Raw genomic sequence first — 18,175 nt, 5'->3', positions numbered from 1 at the left:
ACACTGTGTCAATGCAAAAGCAGGAATCAGACCTGATCTTGATCGTGACGTTTTGATTGATTATTTTTCCGGTTCATGCTGAAGCAATGCCGTGACCGCTGCCAGCAATTCCCTGGGCCGGAACGGTTTTGCCAGAAGATGGAGATGCGGCGTGTCCGGGACCAGGTCCAAAGGAATGGCCGTCTCGGGGGTGGACAGAAGACCCGAAAAAACAAGAATTCGCATCCAGGGAAACCTTTGCCGAACGATTTGCGCGAACGATGCGCCACTCATGCCTGGCAGCGTCAGGTCGGTCACCACAAGGTCGAATCGAGTCTTATCGCACCGGGCCAAACCTTCCTCGGCGGACGCCACGGTCTCCAGGTCATGACCCGCGCGTCCCAGAATCCTGTTGGCGATATCCCGGATTGCCGGATCATCATCGATAATCAATAGGCGTGACATGGTTGGGGCATGGCTCAAAAATGTTTGAAAAAAGCCTTGTTGACCCGATGAAAAAAAACCGGCCCGGAATGACCCGGAGCCGGTTTGCAGGTTATCTCTCAATCGGGGTCTATCGGACCGGTTTGATCTTCCAAACCCGCTCGGCATAGGTCCGTACCGTGCGATCGATGGAGAAAAATCCCATGTTGGCGACGTTGATGATCGCCTTCCGGGTCCAGTTGCGCGAATCCTGATACAATTGATCCACCCGTTCCTGACAGGCGATATAATCGGCATAATCGGCGGTCAGAAGATAATGATCCCCCATGGTCAGGGCATCATAGATGGCACGATAACGGTCCGGCTCCTCGGGACAGAAATAACCGTCGCGAATCATCCCCAGGATACGCTTGAGATCGGGATTTTGCTCGATGGCTTCGCCAGGATTGTAACCATGCCGCCACAACTCTTCGGTCCGGTGTGATTCGAGACCGAAAATGAAAATATTGTCCGGTCCGACCTCCTTGCGAATCTCGATGTTGGCGCCATCCATGGTTCCGATGGTCAGGGCGCCATTCAAGGCAAACTTCATGTTGCCCGTCCCCGAAGCCTCCAGGCCGGCGGTCGAGATCTGTTCCGACAACTCACACGCCGGCATGATGATTTCCGCCGCCGATACATTGTAGTTGGGAATGAAGGCCAATTGCAGTTTGCTCGCAACCACCGGATCATTGCGTACCATGTCCGCGACGTCGTTGATCAGGCGGATGATCAGCTTGGCCTGTTGATAGGCGGGGGCCGCCTTGCCGCCAAGAAGGATTGTCCGCGGCAACAGATCGGGCTTCGTTCCCTCGCGGATCCACAGGTAACGGGTCAGGACATGCAGCAGGTTCAGCAGTTGCCTTTTGTACTCGTGAATCCGTTTGACCTGCACGTCGAACATGAAATCGACATTCAAGGCAATGTTGTGTTTTTCCTTCATGAACCGGGCCAGACGGACCTTGTTGTCTTTCTTCACCGCCATGAAGCGATCCTGAAAGCCGTGGTCGTCGGCATATCCTTCCAGCTTCTTCAGCAACGTCAGATCATGGACCCAATCGCCACCGATCGTTTCGGTAATCAGATTGGCAAGGCCCGGATTGGACAGGGCCAGCCAGCGAATGTGGGTGATGCCGTTGGTGACGTTGGTCAGCTTGTCCGGAGTCAGGCGGACGAAATCGGCGAACATCCCTTTTTGCATCAACTGGGAATGAAGCTCCGCCACCCCGTTCACCGTATGACTTCCCACGATCGACAGATTCGCCATCCGTACCCGGCGGCTGTTGTCGTCGAACAGCGACATCCGGCCCAGAATGTTGGTATCTCCGGGAAGTTTGTACTTCACATTGTTCATATGATGGTGATTGATGAGATACAGGATATCCAGATGCCGTGGCAGAATCTTGCCGAACACATCCAACGGCCAGGTTTCGAGCGCCTCGGGCAGCAGGGTATGGTTGGTATAGGAAAAAACCCTGCGCGTGATGTCCCAGGCATTGTCATATTCCAGTCCATGCTCGTCCAGAAGCAGACGCATCATTTCCGGAATGGCCGTCGCCGGATGGGTATCGTTGAGATGGATCGCCACGTTGTCGGGCAGCTTTTGCAAGTCCGCCGGGCAGGTCACATGTTGGGCAAAAATATCCTGCAACGAGGCACTGACGAAGAAATACTCCTGCATCAGGCGCAGTTCCTGTCCCATGGCCGTCGAATCGTCGGGATAGAGAACCTTGGACAAATTTTCCGAGTGAATTTTCGACTTCACGGCGTCAATGTAGTTGCCGGCGTTGAAGTTGTGCAGATCGAATTCACGAGAGGCCCGGGAATTCCACAATCTGAGGTAGGAGAGCGATTGGGTGCGATACCCGGACAGCATCACATCGAACGCCTGGGCTTCGCAATCTTCGGTCTCGACCCATTGGCACCGGTTGCGACCGTCCTTGTCACGATAATGAAAAATGCGTCCCTTGAATTTGATCTCGTAGACCAGGCTGCGCCGTTCCAGTTCCCAGGGGCTGCCAAACCGGAGCCACGATTCGGGATGTTCCACCTGACGGCCATTTTCGATGGATTGCTTGAACATGCCAAACTGATACCGGATGCCATACCCAACCCCCGGGTACCCCTGGGAGGCCATGGAATCGACGATGCAGGCGGCCAATCGTCCCAAACCACCATTGCCCAGACCCGCTTCCGCCTCGCAATCGAGGATCTCCTCCAGGGATTTGCCACACGCCGCCAGGGCCTGCCGGGCAGCGTCGGTCATGCCCAGGTCGGCCAGGGTGCGGTGCAGATTTCGTCCGATCAGGTACTCAAGCGAAAGATAATAAACCCGTTTGCCTCCCTGGGCCCGGGTCTTGCGTTCGAATTCGACCCGGCGTTCCGCCAGAATTCCCTTGAGGAACAGAACCAACGCCTTGTACCAGTCGTTTTCCCATGCCAGTTCCGGATCCTTGCCTACCAGATGAACCATGCAATCCAGGATGTTCTTGCGAATGTATTCCACATCCCATGTGCTTTTGTCCAAGTGTTCAAACTGGATATTCAAATCATTTGACATGCCGCACTCTTATCCTCATCCGTTATGAAACGTGGTTGAACAGTGACATCGTTTGCTTGAAAGACCGTTGTCAGAGTGGCCGGGCGCGATGATAGATCTCCAGGTGACTCCGAGCCGTTTCGGTCCAATCCGGGATGTGGTTCATGGCCTGCGCCTGATGACGCAACCAGGTGTTGCGGTTGCGAAAAAGGTTGATCCCCCGGGAAATGGCAAGCATCAGCTCCCCTCCGGTCGCTTCCTCGAACACAAATCCGGTTCCCGCCTCGCCATGAACGCAATCGATGACCGTATCCGCCAGCCCCCCGGTTTTTCGCACGACCGGCAACGTCCCATAACACATTGCCTGATACTGCCGGACGGCGCAGGGATCGAAACGGGCCGGAATCAGAAAAAGGTCGGCCCCGGCAAGAATTCTGTGGTATGCCCCACGTTCCCAGTCGAGGGCCACTCCGATTCGTCCCGGATAGGCGGTCGAGGCCATGACCAGGCTGTGTTCCATATCCTCGTCGCCGCCTCCGACGACGATCATCTGCGCCCCGGCACTGATGATTCCCGACAATGCGGCGACCAGCAGGTCGCCCCCCTCGTCCCGATTCAACCCCGAGGCCACCCCGATCAACGGGACATCGGGATTGGGTTCAAGGTTGAAGGCGCGTTGTACCGCGATCTTGTTGCGTCTTTTTCCCTCCAGATTGTCCCGGTCGAAAGGGAAGGGGATTCGCGGATCGGCGGCGGGATTCCATTCCGTCCGGTCCAAACCGTTGAGAATACCCGAAAGATCGCCCCCTCGCAGAGAACAGACGCCATGCATCCCTTCACCATGCCCCTTGAGTTGAATTTCCCGGGCGTAGGTGGGACTGGAAGTCACAATCTTGTTTGCATAGTACAACCCACCCTTCAGAAAGCTCAACTGATCGAAAAATTCAAGTCCGTTCATCGTGAACGCGCTTTTTGGCAGTCCAAACCGGTGAAGAAGGCGCGCATCGAAATTACCCTGTGCCCGCATGTCGCGCACCGTGAAGACCGTGCCGCACTGACGGTTGCCGTTCAGGGCCAGATAGGCCGGCGCCAGACCGCAGGGCCAGTCGTTGGCATGCAGGACCTCGGGTTGCCATCCGAGCAGACCGCCCGCCTCCGCCAGGAGCGCCGCCACCTTCGACAGCAATGCGAACCGGTGGGCGTTGTCGGGCCATGGCGTTCCCTGTGCGTCCAGAAAGGGACCGCCTTCCCGATCATACTGCGCCGGACAGTCCAGAAGCCAGACCTTGACCGCTCCATCGGCAAGCCATCCCGGAATCAGCCGACTCTGGCCCAATCCGAGGGGATTGCCCAGTTCGATCGGTTTTCCCTTCCGGCGCAATGCCTTGAGTGCCTCCGGATAGGCCGGAAGGAGAACGCGGACATCCACCCCTTGCTGCATCAGGGCGGGAGGAATCATGCCGCACACTTCGTCGATGCATCCGGTATGGGTCAGCGGATGCAAAACCGAGGTGACATAGAGAACCTTCATGAGTCCGATCCGGTTTCCATTCAGGTTGTTCCGATTGTTTGTCCTGACCGTTCAGTCCTTTGTCTTGTTCAGTGACATCCTCTTGGCCAGTTCCTTGGCCAGTTTTTGGTAGGCCTTGGCCGCCTTGGATTTTTTGTCGAACCAGACCAGGGGTTTGCCGTGACTTTGCGATTCGCTGACGGTGATGTTTCTCGGAATGTTGTTCTCGAACACCTGATCCGGGAAAAACTTTTCAACTTCTCGAACGACCTGGCGAATCAATTTTGACCTTTTGTCATACATGGTCAGGAGGATTCCGGTGATTTCCAGGCGCGGATTGAGTCGTTTGCGCACGATGTCGAGGATTCGCATCAACTGGCTCAACCCTTCCAGGGCCAGAAATTCGCATTGGACCGGAATCAGGACGCCATCCGCGGCGACCAGGGCGTTGAGGGTCAGCAAACCCAGGGAGGGGGGGCAGTCGATGAGGATCAGGTCCATCTCTTCGGCCATCGTTTGCAACCGTTCCGCCAATCGATGTTCCCTCCGTGGTTCACCCGCCAGTTCGATCTCGGCGCCGCTCAGGTCGGGGGTGGCGGGAAGGATCCAGAGTTTTTCTTCCGATGGCCTCGCGAGCGTTTCGGCGAGGGTTGCGTGGCCAAACAGAACGTCGTAGACGGAATGGCGGATCTTGTTTTTGTCAACACCCAGGGAGGTCGAGGAATTTCCCTGGGGATCGAGATCGACCAGGAGAACCTTTCGTCCCGACTCCGAAAGGGCGGCTGCAAGATTCACTGCCGTGGTGGTTTTTCCCACCCCTCCTTTCTGGTTGGTGATCGCGATGATTCTGGCCATGGAGTTGCTTCTCGCGCCGTCGGTTTCTGGTCGATTGAGTTGATCGAAAAAAGGATGGGTGGGTGGTTCTCCGGGATTCCCCCGCTTAAAGAAGAACATCGTACCCGGTTTGGCAAGGGTTGGCGAAAAAAAAATGCACCGGATCAAATTGGTGATCGGCAAACGGGCCGGAAATTTTTGTCGGGAAATGCCCGCATGGTCGGCAGTGAGGCAGGTTTTGGCGGTTTGCGTCGGAAAAAGCGATCATGCATACTGATGCTTGTCTTAATCGGGGATGGCCGGTTGGCGATCGACAGCGATGGCAGGGAAAACGCCATGGGGGCAAATCAAACCCGCGAGGAATTCAGCCGCTTTCAAGGGAGTTGATGCAACAGCTTTTCCCTACGCAGGATGAAGAGTTCGTATGACGCAACTTATTCTCTACACCAGCGAAGACGGGCGATCCCAGATCCAACTGCGGGCCGACCGGGGCACGGTTTGGCTCACACAGTTGGAAATGGCGGAGTTGTTCAATGCCAGCAAGCAAAATATTTCGCTGCACCTGAAAAACATTTATCAAAACGGTGAGATCGACTCCGCCGCAACTGTCAAGGAATCCTTGACAGTTCAAACCGAGTCGGGCTACCCAGCAATTTTTCGCCACGGTACAAAACCTGCTGTTGTACGCGGTGACACGGCAAACCGCCGCCGAAATCATCCTCGCCCGCGCCAACCCCGCGGATGCACACTTTGGCTTGCTCAGTTGGAAAGGTGCGCGGGTACGCAAACAAGATATTCTGATTGCGAAAAATTATTTGACCGAAGATGAAATCGACACCCTGAACCGCCTGGTGGTCATCTTTCTGGAAACCGCCGAATTGCGCGCCAAACGGCAAACGATCACCCACATGAGTTTCTGGCAGGAGAACGTCGGGCAAATCATCACCGCGAATGATTTTCCCCTCTTGACCGGAGCGGGATCCGTAAGCCATGCGCGGATGGAGCAACAGATTGCCCCGATGTTTCTGAACTACGACCAACACCGCAAAACCCAAGAGGCACAGGCGGCGGATGCGCAGGACGAGGCTGAGTTGAAGGCACTGGAAAACAGAATCAAACATCGCACCGGCCTTGTGTAAAGCCGGTTTTATTGCCACATCGTCACATTTAACATTTTGAATTCACTTGCATAGGATATAATGCTTCCACTTGCGGTACACGATCGGGAATGAAAAAAATGGGTGATGTAGACCCACCGAAACAACACGGAAGATCATGGAATTCGAGATGGCGCATGGGGGGTGACCGTTGCCGACGGCGTTTCCGGTTGTGACGGGGTTGCGCGGCTGGCAGCGTGGTTAACGAATGTGACAAAGAAGTGGAAACCATTTTCCGGGATCCTGGCCATCGGCTGGATTCGTTTCAGAGGGGAAAAGCATGCCGAGGAAACCACCGTTCGCCAGTGGCGCCGACATCATGGACGCCATCGTCCGCGGGTCCTGCCGCAATGTATTCGATGTCCTGGGGATGCACGCCACCGACGACCGGCATTTTCGCATCCAGGCTTTTCTTCCGCAGGCCGATTCGGTCATGGTCGTCAATTCCGCCACCCGCCAGGATGCCGGTCGTCTGACCCGGGTCCATGCCGCCGGCTTTTTCACAGGCCTGTTCGAATCCGCCACGGGTCCATTCCCCTACCATTTTCGTGTCAGCCAACGCCAGTGGAAATGGGATTGCGAGGATCCCTATCGTTTTCCTCCGGCGCTCGGAGAACTGGATCTGGCGCGCATCGCCATGGGGGAAAACTGGGAAATCTATCAATGCCTCGGGGCCCATCCCCATCGGTTCGAAGACATCGAAGGGACCTTGTTCGCGGTATTGGCCCCTCAGGCAAGCCGTGTCAGTGTCGTGGGCGACTTCAATGATTGGGACGGACGGCGCAATCCCATGCGGTTGCGTCATCCCCATGGTGTCTGGGAACTCTTCATGCCCGGCGTCGTCACCGGTGCCTTGTACAAGTTCGAAATCATCGGTCGTTACGGCGAATACTTCCTCAAGGCCGATCCCTATGCCCGTTATTCCCAAAAACCACCGGAGACCGCTTCGATCGTCTGGCACCCGGAGGAGTTCGTTTGGCAAGACGCCGAGTGGCTTGCCAATCGTTCCCGCGCCAACGCCGCCGATGCCCCGATGGCCATCTACGAGGTCCATGTCGGATCCTGGAAACGGGTTCCGGAAGAAAACAATCGGATGTTGACCTATGCGGAACTCGCGGATGGATTGATCCCCTATCTCAAGGAGATGGGGTTCACCCATGTGGAACTCCTTCCCCTGGGAGAGCATCCCTATACCGGTTCCTGGGGATACCAGCCGATCGGCCTTTTTTCTCCGACCAGTCGCTTTGGCACCCCCGATCAGTTGCGCGCCTTCGTCGATCGCTGTCATCGGGAGAACATCGGCGTCATTCTCGACTGGGTTCCGGGGCATTTTCCCAAGGATCCGCATGGTCTTGGCAATTTTGACGGTTCCTTCCTCTACGAACATTCCGATCCCAGGAAAAACTGGCACCAGGACTGGAAAACGCTGATCTACAACTATGGCCGGGCCGAAGTACGCAATTTTCTCATCGCCAACGCCCTGTACTGGATCCACCATTTTCACTTCGACGCCCTGCGCGTCGATGCGGTCGCCTCCATGCTTCGCCTCGACTACAGCCGCCGTGATGGCGATTGGCTGCCCAACGAACATGGTGGCAACGAAAATATCGAGGCCATCGAATTCATCCGCAAACTCAACCAAACCTTCGACGAACGCGGCGCCGGAGCGGTCACCATCGCCGAGGAATCGACCTCCTGGCCCCGGATCACCCATCCCCTCCATGAAGGGGGGCTGGGATTCCGTTTCAAATGGAACCTGGGTTGGATGCACGATGTGCTTGATTATCTTTCCCTTGACCCCTTTTTTCGCAGCCATCCCGACAATCACAACCGGATCACCTTCGGTCTGGTCTACGCCTTCAACGAAAATTATATCCTCGTCCTGTCCCATGACGAGGTGGTCCATTTGAAAAAATCGCTTCTGGGCAAAATGTATGGCGAGCGCATGGAAAAATTTTCACAATTGCGCCTGCTCTACACCTTCATGTATGCCCATCCGGGAAAGAAACTGCTCTTCATGGGGGGAGAATTCGCCCAGGAACGGGAATGGAATCATGATGTCAGCCTCGATTGGCATCTGCTCCAGGATCCCATGCACCGTGGCGTCCAGAGACTTCTGGCCGACCTCAACCATCTCTATGTCGCCACGCCGCCCCTGTTCCAACAGGACCGCCAGGCGGGTGGATTCGAATGGATCCAGTCCGAGGACCGCGAACGATCGGTGTTCGCCTTTCTGCGCCATGGACGCCAGTCGTCGGGATTTATCGTTGTCGTATGCAATTTCACCCCGGTTCCTCGCCATGGCTATCGCATCGGCGTCCCCCGGGGCGGACTTTACCTGGAACGCATCAACAGCGACGCGGTCGATTATGGCGGGGGGGGCATGGGCAACCGCGGGCAGGTGATGGCCCATCCCCGTCCCTGGAACGATTGGTCCCATTCCATCGATCTGGAACTGCCACCACTTTCGGCCCTGATCCTCGAACCTGCCGCTCGTAAAGAATGAACCTTGACCCGAAGGATCACCCATACGACCATGGAGGCACGGTTCAATCTGTCACTTTGGGGAAGTTCAAATCGTGAGTGCCTCGAAATTGCGTGTCTGGCCTGGTTCACCTTCTCCCATGGGGGCCACATGGGATGGACGTGGGGTCAATTTTGCCCTGTTTTCCGAAAATGCCGAAAAGGTGGAACTCGTTCTTTTCGATCCCAGCGGCATGCATGAGACCCACCGGATCAAACTCAACGAGTATACCAACCAGGTCTGGCATGCCTATCTTCCCGATGTGCGGCCAGGGCAACTCTACGGTTACAGGGTCTACGGCGCCTACGATCCCAACCGCGGGCATCGCTTCAACCATCATAAATTTCTTCTCGATCCCTACGCCAAGGCCCTCTTCGGTCGTCTGGTCTGGAACGAGGCGCTCTTTGGCTTCCGCTACGGCGATCCGGCGATCGACCTGTCCTTCGACACCCGCGACAGCGCTCCCTACATGCCCAAGTGCCGCGTCGTCGAACAGGCCTACACCTGGGGCGACGATCGCCATCCCAGGACCCCCTGGCGCAACACCATCATCTACGAAACCCACGTCCGTGGAACGACCATGCTCCACCCCGAGGTCCCCGAGGCCTTGCGCGGCACCTTCGCCGGACTGGCATCCCCCTCCATGGTGCGCTACTTCCAGAACCTGGGGGTGACGGCGCTGGAACTGCTGCCGGTGCATGGTTTCGTCGATGAATGGCATCTGCATCAGCGCGACCTGTGCAACTATTGGGGCTACAATCCGATCTCCTTCTTCGTCCCCCATGCCAAGTATTTCAGTCATCCCGAGACCATCGCCGAATTCAAGACCATGGTCAAGGTCCTTCACGACGCAGGACTGGAAGTCCTTCTCGATGTGGTCTACAACCACACCGCCGAAGGCAATCAGATGGGACCCACCTTGAGTTTCCGGGGAATCGACAATGCCGTCTACTATCGGCTGATGCCCGGACGCCCACGCCATTATCAGGATTTTACCGGCTGTGGCAATTCGTTCAACCTGCGTCATTCCCGCGTCCTGCAACTGGTTACCGATTCGTTGCGTTACTGGTCCGAAGAGATGCGGGTCGATGGATTTCGCTTCGACCTGACCACGACCCTCGCCCGCGAGGCGGACGGGCGTTTCAACCGTCATGCCGGCTTTCTCGATGTCGTCGCCCAGGATCCGGTCCTGGCGGAACGCAAATTGATCGCCGAGGCCTGGGACCTGGGGCTGGACGGATACCAGGTGGGGGGATTTCCTCCGGGATGGACCGAATGGAATGACAAATACCGGGATGGGGTACGGCGTTTCTGGCGCAACGATGGCGGTCAACGGGGCAACTTTGCCTCCCGCTTTACCGGTTCCTCGGACGTTTTCAATCATCTGGGACGCCGTCCGTCGAGCACCTTGAACTTTATCACCGCCCACGACGGCTTTACACTGTACGATCTGGTCGCCTATTCGCGTAAATACAACCTGGCCAACCTGGAAGACAATCGGGATGGCCGTGATGAAAATTTCAGTTGGAACTGCGGCGCCGAGGGGGAAACCGCCGACCTCGATGTCAACCGGCTGCGGTTTCAACAATTGCGCAACTTTCTGGCCACCTTGTTACTCTCCCAGGGGGTGCCGATGATCGTCGGCGGCGATGAATTCGGTCGTTCCCAGAAGGGCAACAACAACCCCTATTGCCAGGACAACGACATCACCTGGTTCAATTGGACCCACTGGGGCGAGGACCAGAAAAACCTGCTTGATTTCGTCAAGAAGCTCATACGCTTTCGCCGCCAGCATCCCGTCTTTCGCAAGACCGATTTTTTCACCGGACTGGGACTGGAAGGAAAACCTCGGGACATCGTCTGGTTGCGTCCCGATGGCCAGGAGATTTCCCGCGAGGACTGGGATCACCTTCCGGGTAACGTCCTGGGGGTGATCGTCAGCGCCCCCTTCGAGCCGGATGAACTCATCCCCTGTGACAACGCCCCCGAACTCGTGGCGAGCCAGGATGCGACTTTTCTTTTGCTGATCAATCCCAGTCCAGCGGATGTTTCCTTCCATCTTCCGGTCCAGGGGACGGAGAAAAAGAAAAAATGTTGGCAATTGGTGATGGATACCAGTCGCCAGCCCGCCTTCGTCAAGGAACAGGGCCTGTGGCAGATGGAAAACTATCCCCAGGCGCCCCATTCGCTGGCGGTACTTCAGTTTGTCCAGATCGACGGCGGGTGGAAGGATATTCCCAAGCCGGTGCAAAGCCCCAATGCGCTTCAGGAGATGGATCGTCTCGCCCGTTTGGCGGGGATTCAGGATGGCTACTGGGATATTTACGGTCAATGGCAGGCGATTCCACCCGAGACGAGGCTTTCTTTCCTGACGGCGATGGGTCTGCCTTGCGGCACTCCGGGGCAGGTTTCCGCCTCGTTGCGCACCCTGGAGGAGGCCCGGTGGCGTCGTCCCCTGGAACCCTCCCTGGTCGTCCACGGGATGAAGGGGGAGATCCGCATTCCCATCGTCGTCAAGGCAAAATATCTGAACAACATTTTCGAATGGGCCTTCGTCGAGGAGGAGGGACGTCTGTCTCATGGGCGCATCGACCTCAAGGAGTGTTCGCTCGAAGACGACGTCGAACTTGAGGATCGTCAATATCAGCGGCGACTTTTTGTGTTGCCGGTCAAGGTTCCCCTGGGATACCACCGCTTCGAGATCACGGGAACCGGCCTTTCGGGCAGCGACAAGGCGGTCATGGCGTTGATCCGGGTTCCCGATCAGTGCTACATGCCGGAGGCAATGCAAAAGACCGAAGGGCGAATCTGGGGCGCGGCGGTGCAACTCTACGCCCTGAATTCCTCCAGAAGCTGGGGAATCGGCGATTTTTCCGACCTCAAGGCGCTTGCCGCCGGCATGGCGGCGCAAGGGGCGGGCGTGGTGGGACTCAATCCGTTGCATGCCCAGTTTCCGCGACATCCGGGACGCTTCAGCCCTTATTCGCCCAACAGTCGATTCTTTCTCAATCCCGTGTACATCGATCCCGAGGCGGTTGCCGAGTTCGAACACTGTCCCGAGGCACGGAAGAAGGTCCGGAGCCCCGAGTTCAAGGCGCTGCTTGACCAGGTTCGCCAGACGCCGATGGTGGACTACATCGAGATCGGGCACATGAAGATGGACATCATGCGTCTGTTGTTCAAGACGTTTCGCGTCCTTCACCTTTCCAGCGCCTCCGGCGAGGTCCCGACCGAACGGTGTCTGGCGTTTCGCCGTTTCGTCAAGAATGCCGGGGAACGGTTGTGGCATCTGGCCCTCTACAATGCTTTGGCGGACCACTTTGGCAACGGTGGTTTTGGCGGTCGTACCTGGCGCGGATGGCCTCTTCCCTTCCGTTCGCCTGCTTCCCCCGAGGTGCGCCGATTTGCCGAGCAGCATGCCGTCGAGGTTGAATTCTTTCAATACCTTTATTGGGTTGCCAATAACCAATTGACTGCTGTGGTCGAAACCTGCAAGGATCAGGGAATGCTTGTCGGCTTGTACAACGACATCGCCCTGGGGGTCGATCCGGATGGGGCGGACTATTGGGCCAACCAGCGTCTGTTCATCGATGGCGCGCGCATGGGGGCGCCCTATGACCAGTTCAACCCCCTGGGGCAGGATTGGGGTTTGCCACCGCTGCATCCCAGAGTCCTCAAGGAGGAGGGATACCGCATCTTCGCCGAAACCCTGCGGGCGACGATGAGCATTTCCGGGGCGGTCCGTCTCGATCATGTCATGGGACTGACCCGATTGTTCTGGGTTCCGGTTGGTGAACGGGCGACCAAGGGAGGCTATGTCAATTATCCCTTCGAGGATCTTCTGGGGATCGTCAAACTGGAAAGTCAGCGCAACCGATGCCTGGTCGTCGGTGAAGCCTTGGGTACGGTACCGGAGGGGTTGCCGGAAAAACTGGCCCAGGCCAACGTCTTTTCGTACCAGTTGTTCTACTTTGAACGCGGCTCCCAGGGTGAATTCCAGGGGCCGGAGCATTATTCGCCCTTCGCCCTGGTGGCGGTCACGACGCACGATCTGCCCACCTTCCCCGGTTACTGGGAGGGGGTGGACCTGGAGGAAAAACGGCGTCTGTCTCTGTTCCCCAACGATGAACTCTTGCAACGGACGATCACCGAACGCGGCCACGAGCGGGAAAAGGTGGTTCAGGCCGTGAAAGCCAAAGGTCTTCTTCCCTTGGACTGGACCGCGGCAAATCACCCTTATTGCACCGAGGAGCTGGTTCTGGCCGTCAACCGTTTTCTTTCCATGTCCGCCAGCAAAATTCAGATGGTGCAATTGGAGGATGTGATCGGTCAGCGCGAGCAGGTCAACCTGCCGGGAACGACCAACGAATATCCCAACTGGCAGCGAAAGTTGGCGTTGGATGTGGAAAAAATCCTTGATTCCAAGGCCATGCGGGCCATGAGCCGAGGTCTTCGGGAGGAACGTCCGGCGCTGAAAAAGGTTGAGTCGTAATGGATTGTAACATGTTCTCAGGCTCAGTCCCTGGGGTGCCCCCCTGATGGCAAGTGTGTGTCAAACGGAATTTTTTTCAAATTCGGCATTGTGTTGTGGTACGCTGTAGTCGTCCGTCACTTGCTTCTCCGGAGAATTCGTCATGACCACCGTCACCTTTGACACCCTGGAACTGGTAGACCGGCTTAAAGCCGCCGGATTCCCAGAGGCACAAGCGGAGGAGGTGATTCGCGTTATTGCCAGGGCGAAAGATGAACTCGTCACCAAATGTGATTTACAGATTGAGTTGGCTCCACTTAAATGGGGTGCTGCAATCACCGTTGGTGGCATCATTACGCTTATTTTCAAGTCATTCTTCCCGCATTGACCTGAAAGGATGGTCTTTGGTGGTTGGCAGAATCGAAGATGGTGCTCAATCTTCCAAACGTTTCATACAATAATAAAAAGTTTGTTTCTTGCCCCCGGGGGCGGTTGTATTCGAGGTTGCGCATGAATGAACATCAATGGGTGATGGATGTCGATGAATCGACGTTCGAGGATCAGGTGGTGCGTCGTTCGTTGGACACACCGGTTCTGGTTGATTTCTGGGCTTCCTGGTGTGGTCCGTGTCGCATTCTGGGGCCGATCCTGGAAAAACTGGCGCGGGAAATGGGTGGCCGGTTCATTTTGGCAAAAATTGACTCGGATCGGAACAAACGCCTGGCGCGCCAATGGGGGGTCAAGGGGATTCCCGCGGTCAAACTGTTTGTGGATGGGCAGTTGAAGGATGAATTTACCGGGGCATTGCCGGAAACAGCGATCCGCCAGTTTCTTGATCGCGCCATTCCGACCCCTGCCGATCGGGCGGCGGTTCAGGCGGAAGGGCTGATGGCGGCGGGCGAGGTCGATCGGGCAATGGTTCTGTGTCTGCAAACACTGGACATCGATTCCCGGCATGCCCCATCGCTGCTCCTGCTGACACGGATCTGTCTTGAACGGGGGGAGACGGAACGGGGTCGCGAATTTTTTTCCCGGCTTGACTCCAAAGGACGGATGCTTCCCGAGGCGGTACGATTGAAGGCCCGTCTTGCCTTTGCCGGGGCCGAGGGTGATCTGGATGCCTTACGGCAGCGCGTGGCGGCGGATCCGGATGACCTGGACGCCCGCATCCGTTATGGTCAGGCCCTGGTGGGTCTGGAACGGTATGACATGGGAATGGATCAGTTTCTGGAAGTTCTGCGCAAGGACCGAAAATTTGCTGACGAAGCGGCAAAAAAGGCCCTTCTGAGTACCTTCGACATGTTGGGACCGGGGCATTCCCTGGTTGCAACCTATCGTTCGCGCATGTCGGCGGTGTTGTTCTCCTGACGGAATGTCCGTGCCAATGATCGCTGGTCATTTGTTTCCCGGGGGCAATCATGTATTGCTCCCGGTGCCGTTTGTGCCTATGATCAATCCATAACGGTCGAACATGGATGGGAAGAAAACTGGTGATGAATCAATTTCATGGCGCAAGACAATGGCACGTGTCGGCATTCACAAAGAGGCAATCCGATTCAATGGGGTAGGGGGGTATACCCTGATCGAACTTCTCATTGTCCTGGCCATCGTGGCCATCCTGGTTTCCTCCGCCTCTCCCTTTCTTACTTCCATACTCAACGACAATCGCCTGGCGAGCCAGTTCAATCAACTGCTGGGTTCCTTGCAGTTTGCCCGGGCCGAGGCGATCCGAAGACAGACCTCCGTCACGGTGTGCAGTTCCAGTGATGGGGCCTCCTGCGGCGGCAACTGGGAGGACGGTTGGATCACCCTGGCCCAGGGGGCGGTGGTCAAATCCACGCCCGAACTCGCGGGCAATACGACGCTTCGTTTCAATCGGACGGGTGGCAGTGCCAGTGATCGGATTCTCTTCGATTCGCGCGGGTTCAGCCTGGATTATTCGGGTACATGGACTCTTTGTGATTCCCGGGGAGCAACCAATGCCCGCGGGCTCAATGTTGTGGCGATGGGGCGCGTGGTCAGGGCACGGGATACCGATTCGGATGGAATCGTGGAAGACATCGATGGGAGCGCCCTCTCATGTCCATGATCCGTGCCCGGCGTTCTGACCATGGGGGGAAAAAAAATTCCGGGTTTTCCCTCCTTGAGATCATGATTACCCTCGTCATCCTGTCGATCGGTCTGCTCGGACTGGCCCGGTTGCAACTGGGGGCGATCAAACAGGTGTACAGTTCTCATCTGCGCAGTCAGGCGCTTTTTCTGTCACGCGATATTCTGGAGCGGATGCGCGCCAACCGCACGTTGGCGCTGAACGGTGCCTATGCGGCCCAGCTTGATGTTGCGGTCACCTCGGTGCTTGACTGTGCCGCCGTCTCCTGTACCCCGGCGCAGATGGTGACCTACGATCTGGCTCAGTGGAAGGACGATCTGGCGCAACTGCTCCCGTCGGGGGATGGTGAAATCGTCGCCATCGATTCAGGCGGACTTGAAAATTTGTTTGTCATCAATGTGCGCTGGGATGACAATCGCAGCAATGAAGTCACCGAATACACGACGTTTTCGCTGAGGACGGAGATATGAGCATCCTGTTTTCACGAGGGCATCGTGCATCGGCTCGCGGCGAGACCGGGTTTTCACTGATCGAACTCATGATCGCCCTGACGATCGGTTTGATTCTCCTGACCGGCTTGTTGAAGGTCTTTTCCAGCACCCGGCAAACCTACCAGCTTAATTCCAATCTGGCACGGTTGCAGGAAAATGCCCGGTTTGCGCTGGAACTCATGTCGCGGGAAATCGCCATGGCGGGGTATTGGGGATGTACTTCCGATGTCTCGCCCATCAATGTCCTGGTGACGCCGAACAATTATGAATGGGCCTTCAATGACAGAATCCGCGGTTACGACAACAGCGACCTGGCCTCGTTTCCCGCCGCCTTCCAGGCCGAGGCATGGACCGGTACCGATGCGCTCGTGGTGTCGGGACTCGATCCCGATCCGTTCACCATCGAATCCCACAATGCCTGTTCCGCCCAGTTCAAGATTGCCCAGAGTCACGATCTGCTCGATGATGAGATTGTTTTCGTGACCGACTGCACCCAGGGGGCCATTTTCCAGATTACCAACGTCAACCCGGCCAACCAGACCATTGTCCACAATACCGGAACCGGTTCGATCGGCAATTCGACCAAATGTCTTGGCGGTGATTGTGGCGGTTCGTGTTCGACCTCCTGGTACGAGTATGGTCCCGATGCTTTTCTTGCCAGGTTTCGGGCGGTGGCGTTCTATATTGGCACCGGGGCCAGTGGCGAACCGGCCTTGTTCTGGGAGGTTCTCAATGGCGCCAGTTCCAGCAGCGCCGCGGAATTGGTGGATGGGGTGGAAAACCTTCAGGTGCTTTATGGCCGTGACACCGATGCCGATGGCATTGCCAACCAATATGTGACGGCGGCGGTCGTCGAAGCGGCGGCGGATTGGTCCAATGTCGTCACGGTCCGCCTGGGACTTTTGTTTCGCACCAGCGATCCGGTCCGTTCCGGATTGGATACGACGACCTATACGATCGCCGGAACCGACATCGGCGTTTCCGGCACGGTGGTGACCCATCCTTCCGACTTCAAGGTTCGCAAGGTGGCGGGAACAACGATTCAACTGCGAAATTGAACGATCATGGCAATGTCATGGTGACCAGGCCGAGAACAAGACACGCACCCGCCAGGTGGTTTCTGGGCGCGGTCATTCGTGGAATGGAGGAGGGCGAGCGGGGCTCGGTCTTTCTCATCGCCATGATCCTGCTGACGGTACTGACGCTCATCGGCGTCAGTGCCATGAACACGACCTCGCTTGAAGAGGGGATGGTGCGCAACAGCCGTGACCGGCAAATGGCCTTCCATGCCGCCGAGGCAGCGCTGTTGGCCGGGGAACGGGAGGTGGAATCGTCCCATCCGGTGTTCAGCGCGACCTGTATCGATGGCTATTGTACCCAGGCCTGCCCGACCGCGCCCCGTTGGACCGATGCCACCCTGGACGTTTGGAACACCACCACGCGGCATCGGAGTTATCCGGTCGAGGTGGGGGGAATCCTGACGGTCCCGAAGTATATCATCGAGGATTTGTGCGAATATGGTTCGAAAACCTGGAGGGAGGCCAATCCGGGGTGGACCGATCTGCCCCAGCGCATGTATCGGATCACCGCTCTGGGGACCGGGGGAACCGACGATGCCCGGGTCATGCTTCAGTCCACCTATGCCGTGACCCGGACCGTGGATCCGACCTGCGCCATTTGCGATCCCAATACCCTGCCCGGAGTGACGACGACCTCCTCGTCCACGACCACCAGCACGACCTCCTCGACCACCACGACGAGCGTTGCCACCACCACTTCGACGACGACGACCTCGGTCGCGACCACGACCTCGACCAGTACGACCTCCATCGCGACGACCACAACGACTTCCGTCGCCTCTACCACGACGACGACCTCGATTCCGACGACGACCACGACCACTTCGGTCTATAATTGTCTGTGCAAGAAATATTGGAACGGGACGGGAAGGAGGGCCTATTCGGGGCAGGCGGGTTGTTGTACGAACACCGAATGCAACAACAACCGTCCCGATGATTGGGACGATATGGAAACAAATGACACCTACTGGATCACATGCGACTGACCCGGTGCATTG

At 56.9% G+C, this 18,175-nt stretch carries 12 protein-coding genes and 1 pseudogene; 9 read left to right on the top strand and 4 right to left on the bottom strand.

Annotation, left to right across the window (positions count from 1 at the left end; genetic code table 11):
• Positions 1–60: 60 nt before the first annotated feature.
• The 4 genes from HQL76_03700 to HQL76_03685 form a co-directional block, all read right to left on the bottom strand.
• Positions 61–444, bottom strand: a complete 384-nt coding sequence (locus HQL76_03700) for a response regulator (GenBank protein MBF0108262.1) — start codon at positions 442–444, stop codon at positions 61–63.
• 109 nt (positions 445–553) lie between these two features.
• Positions 554–3,022, bottom strand: a complete 2,469-nt coding sequence (locus HQL76_03695) for a glycogen/starch/alpha-glucan phosphorylase (GenBank protein MBF0108261.1) — start codon at positions 3,020–3,022, stop codon at positions 554–556.
• A gap of 70 nt (positions 3,023–3,092) precedes the next feature.
• Entirely contained in the window at positions 3,093–4,532 is a 1,440-nt protein-coding gene (gene glgA, locus HQL76_03690; protein ID MBF0108260.1) for a glycogen synthase GlgA, read from the bottom strand.
• 51 nt (positions 4,533–4,583) lie between these two features.
• Entirely contained in the window at positions 4,584–5,366 is a 783-nt protein-coding gene (locus HQL76_03685) for a ParA family protein (protein ID MBF0108259.1), read from the bottom strand.
• Positions 5,367–5,769: 403 nt separating this feature from the next.
• Between HQL76_03685 and HQL76_03680 the strand changes: the two are divergent.
• The 9 genes and pseudogenes from HQL76_03680 (at position 5,770) to HQL76_03640 (ending at position 18,163) form a co-directional block, all read left to right on the top strand.
• Positions 5,770–6,484, top strand: a pseudogene (locus tag HQL76_03680) (virulence RhuM family protein).
• A gap of 298 nt (positions 6,485–6,782) precedes the next feature.
• Positions 6,783–9,008 (top strand): 1,4-alpha-glucan branching protein GlgB, encoded by a 2,226-nt coding sequence (gene glgB, locus HQL76_03675; GenBank protein MBF0108258.1) that lies wholly within the window; start codon positions 6,783–6,785, stop codon positions 9,006–9,008.
• Positions 9,009–9,081: 73 nt separating this feature from the next.
• Positions 9,082–13,518: a glycogen debranching protein GlgX gene (glgX, locus tag HQL76_03670; protein MBF0108257.1), complete on the top strand. Its 4,437-nt coding sequence runs from the start codon at positions 9,082–9,084 to the stop codon at positions 13,516–13,518.
• Positions 13,519–13,660: 142 nt separating this feature from the next.
• Positions 13,661–13,885 carry a DUF1640 domain-containing protein gene (locus tag HQL76_03665; protein MBF0108256.1) on the top strand — a complete coding sequence of 75 codons (225 nt, stop codon included), beginning with the start codon at positions 13,661–13,663 and terminating at the stop codon, positions 13,883–13,885.
• Between the two features lie 122 nt (positions 13,886–14,007).
• The gene (locus tag HQL76_03660) at positions 14,008–14,865 is read left to right on the top strand and encodes a tetratricopeptide repeat protein (GenBank protein MBF0108255.1); all 858 of its coding nucleotides are present in this window, start codon (positions 14,008–14,010) and stop codon (positions 14,863–14,865) included.
• A 151-nt stretch (positions 14,866–15,016) separates the two neighbouring features.
• Positions 15,017–15,586 carry a GspH/FimT family pseudopilin gene (locus HQL76_03655; GenBank protein ID MBF0108254.1) on the top strand — a complete coding sequence of 190 codons (570 nt, stop codon included), beginning with the start codon at positions 15,017–15,019 and terminating at the stop codon, positions 15,584–15,586.
• Positions 15,577–16,077 carry a type IV pilus modification protein PilV gene (gene pilV / locus HQL76_03650; GenBank protein MBF0108253.1) on the top strand — a complete coding sequence of 167 codons (501 nt, stop codon included), beginning with the start codon at positions 15,577–15,579 and terminating at the stop codon, positions 16,075–16,077. The genes HQL76_03655 and pilV overlap by 10 nt, the downstream gene beginning before the upstream one ends.
• Positions 16,074–17,156, top strand: coding sequence for a PilW family protein (locus tag HQL76_03645; protein MBF0108252.1), 1,083 nt, complete (start codon positions 16,074–16,076; stop codon positions 17,154–17,156). Before pilV ends, HQL76_03645 begins: the two co-directional genes overlap by 4 nt.
• Before the next feature lie 17 nt (positions 17,157–17,173).
• Positions 17,174–18,163 carry a hypothetical protein gene (locus HQL76_03640; GenBank protein MBF0108251.1) on the top strand — a complete coding sequence of 330 codons (990 nt, stop codon included), beginning with the start codon at positions 17,174–17,176 and terminating at the stop codon, positions 18,161–18,163.
• Positions 18,164–18,175: the final 12 nt, after the last annotated feature.

This window comes from Magnetococcales bacterium, from assembly GCA_015228815.1.
Taxonomy (GTDB): domain Bacteria; phylum Pseudomonadota; class Magnetococcia; order Magnetococcales; family UBA8363; genus UBA8363.
This window is presented reverse-complemented; position numbering and strand designations above follow the sequence as displayed.

Excerpts from the sequence above, each read along its gene's own strand:
- HQL76_03700 (MBF0108262.1), bottom strand. The coding sequence starts at position 444 with ATGTCACGCCTATTGATTATCGATGATGATCCGGCAATCCGGGATATC.
- HQL76_03695 (MBF0108261.1), bottom strand. The coding sequence starts at position 3,022 with ATGTCAAATGATTTGAATATCCAGTTTGAACACTTGGACAAAAGCACA.
- glgA (MBF0108260.1), bottom strand. The coding sequence starts at position 4,532 with ATGAAGGTTCTCTATGTCACCTCGGTTTTGCATCCGCTGACCCATACC.
- HQL76_03685 (MBF0108259.1), bottom strand. The coding sequence starts at position 5,366 with ATGGCCAGAATCATCGCGATCACCAACCAGAAAGGAGGGGTGGGAAAA.
- glgB (MBF0108258.1), top strand. The coding sequence starts at position 6,783 with ATGCCGAGGAAACCACCGTTCGCCAGTGGCGCCGACATCATGGACGCC.
- HQL76_03665 (MBF0108256.1), top strand. The coding sequence starts at position 13,661 with ATGACCACCGTCACCTTTGACACCCTGGAACTGGTAGACCGGCTTAAA.
- HQL76_03660 (MBF0108255.1), top strand. The coding sequence starts at position 14,008 with ATGAATGAACATCAATGGGTGATGGATGTCGATGAATCGACGTTCGAG.
- HQL76_03655 (MBF0108254.1), top strand. The coding sequence starts at position 15,017 with ATGGCACGTGTCGGCATTCACAAAGAGGCAATCCGATTCAATGGGGTA.
- pilV (MBF0108253.1), top strand. The coding sequence starts at position 15,577 with ATGTCCATGATCCGTGCCCGGCGTTCTGACCATGGGGGGAAAAAAAAT.
- HQL76_03645 (MBF0108252.1), top strand. The coding sequence starts at position 16,074 with ATGAGCATCCTGTTTTCACGAGGGCATCGTGCATCGGCTCGCGGCGAG.
- HQL76_03640 (MBF0108251.1), top strand. The coding sequence starts at position 17,174 with ATGGTGACCAGGCCGAGAACAAGACACGCACCCGCCAGGTGGTTTCTG.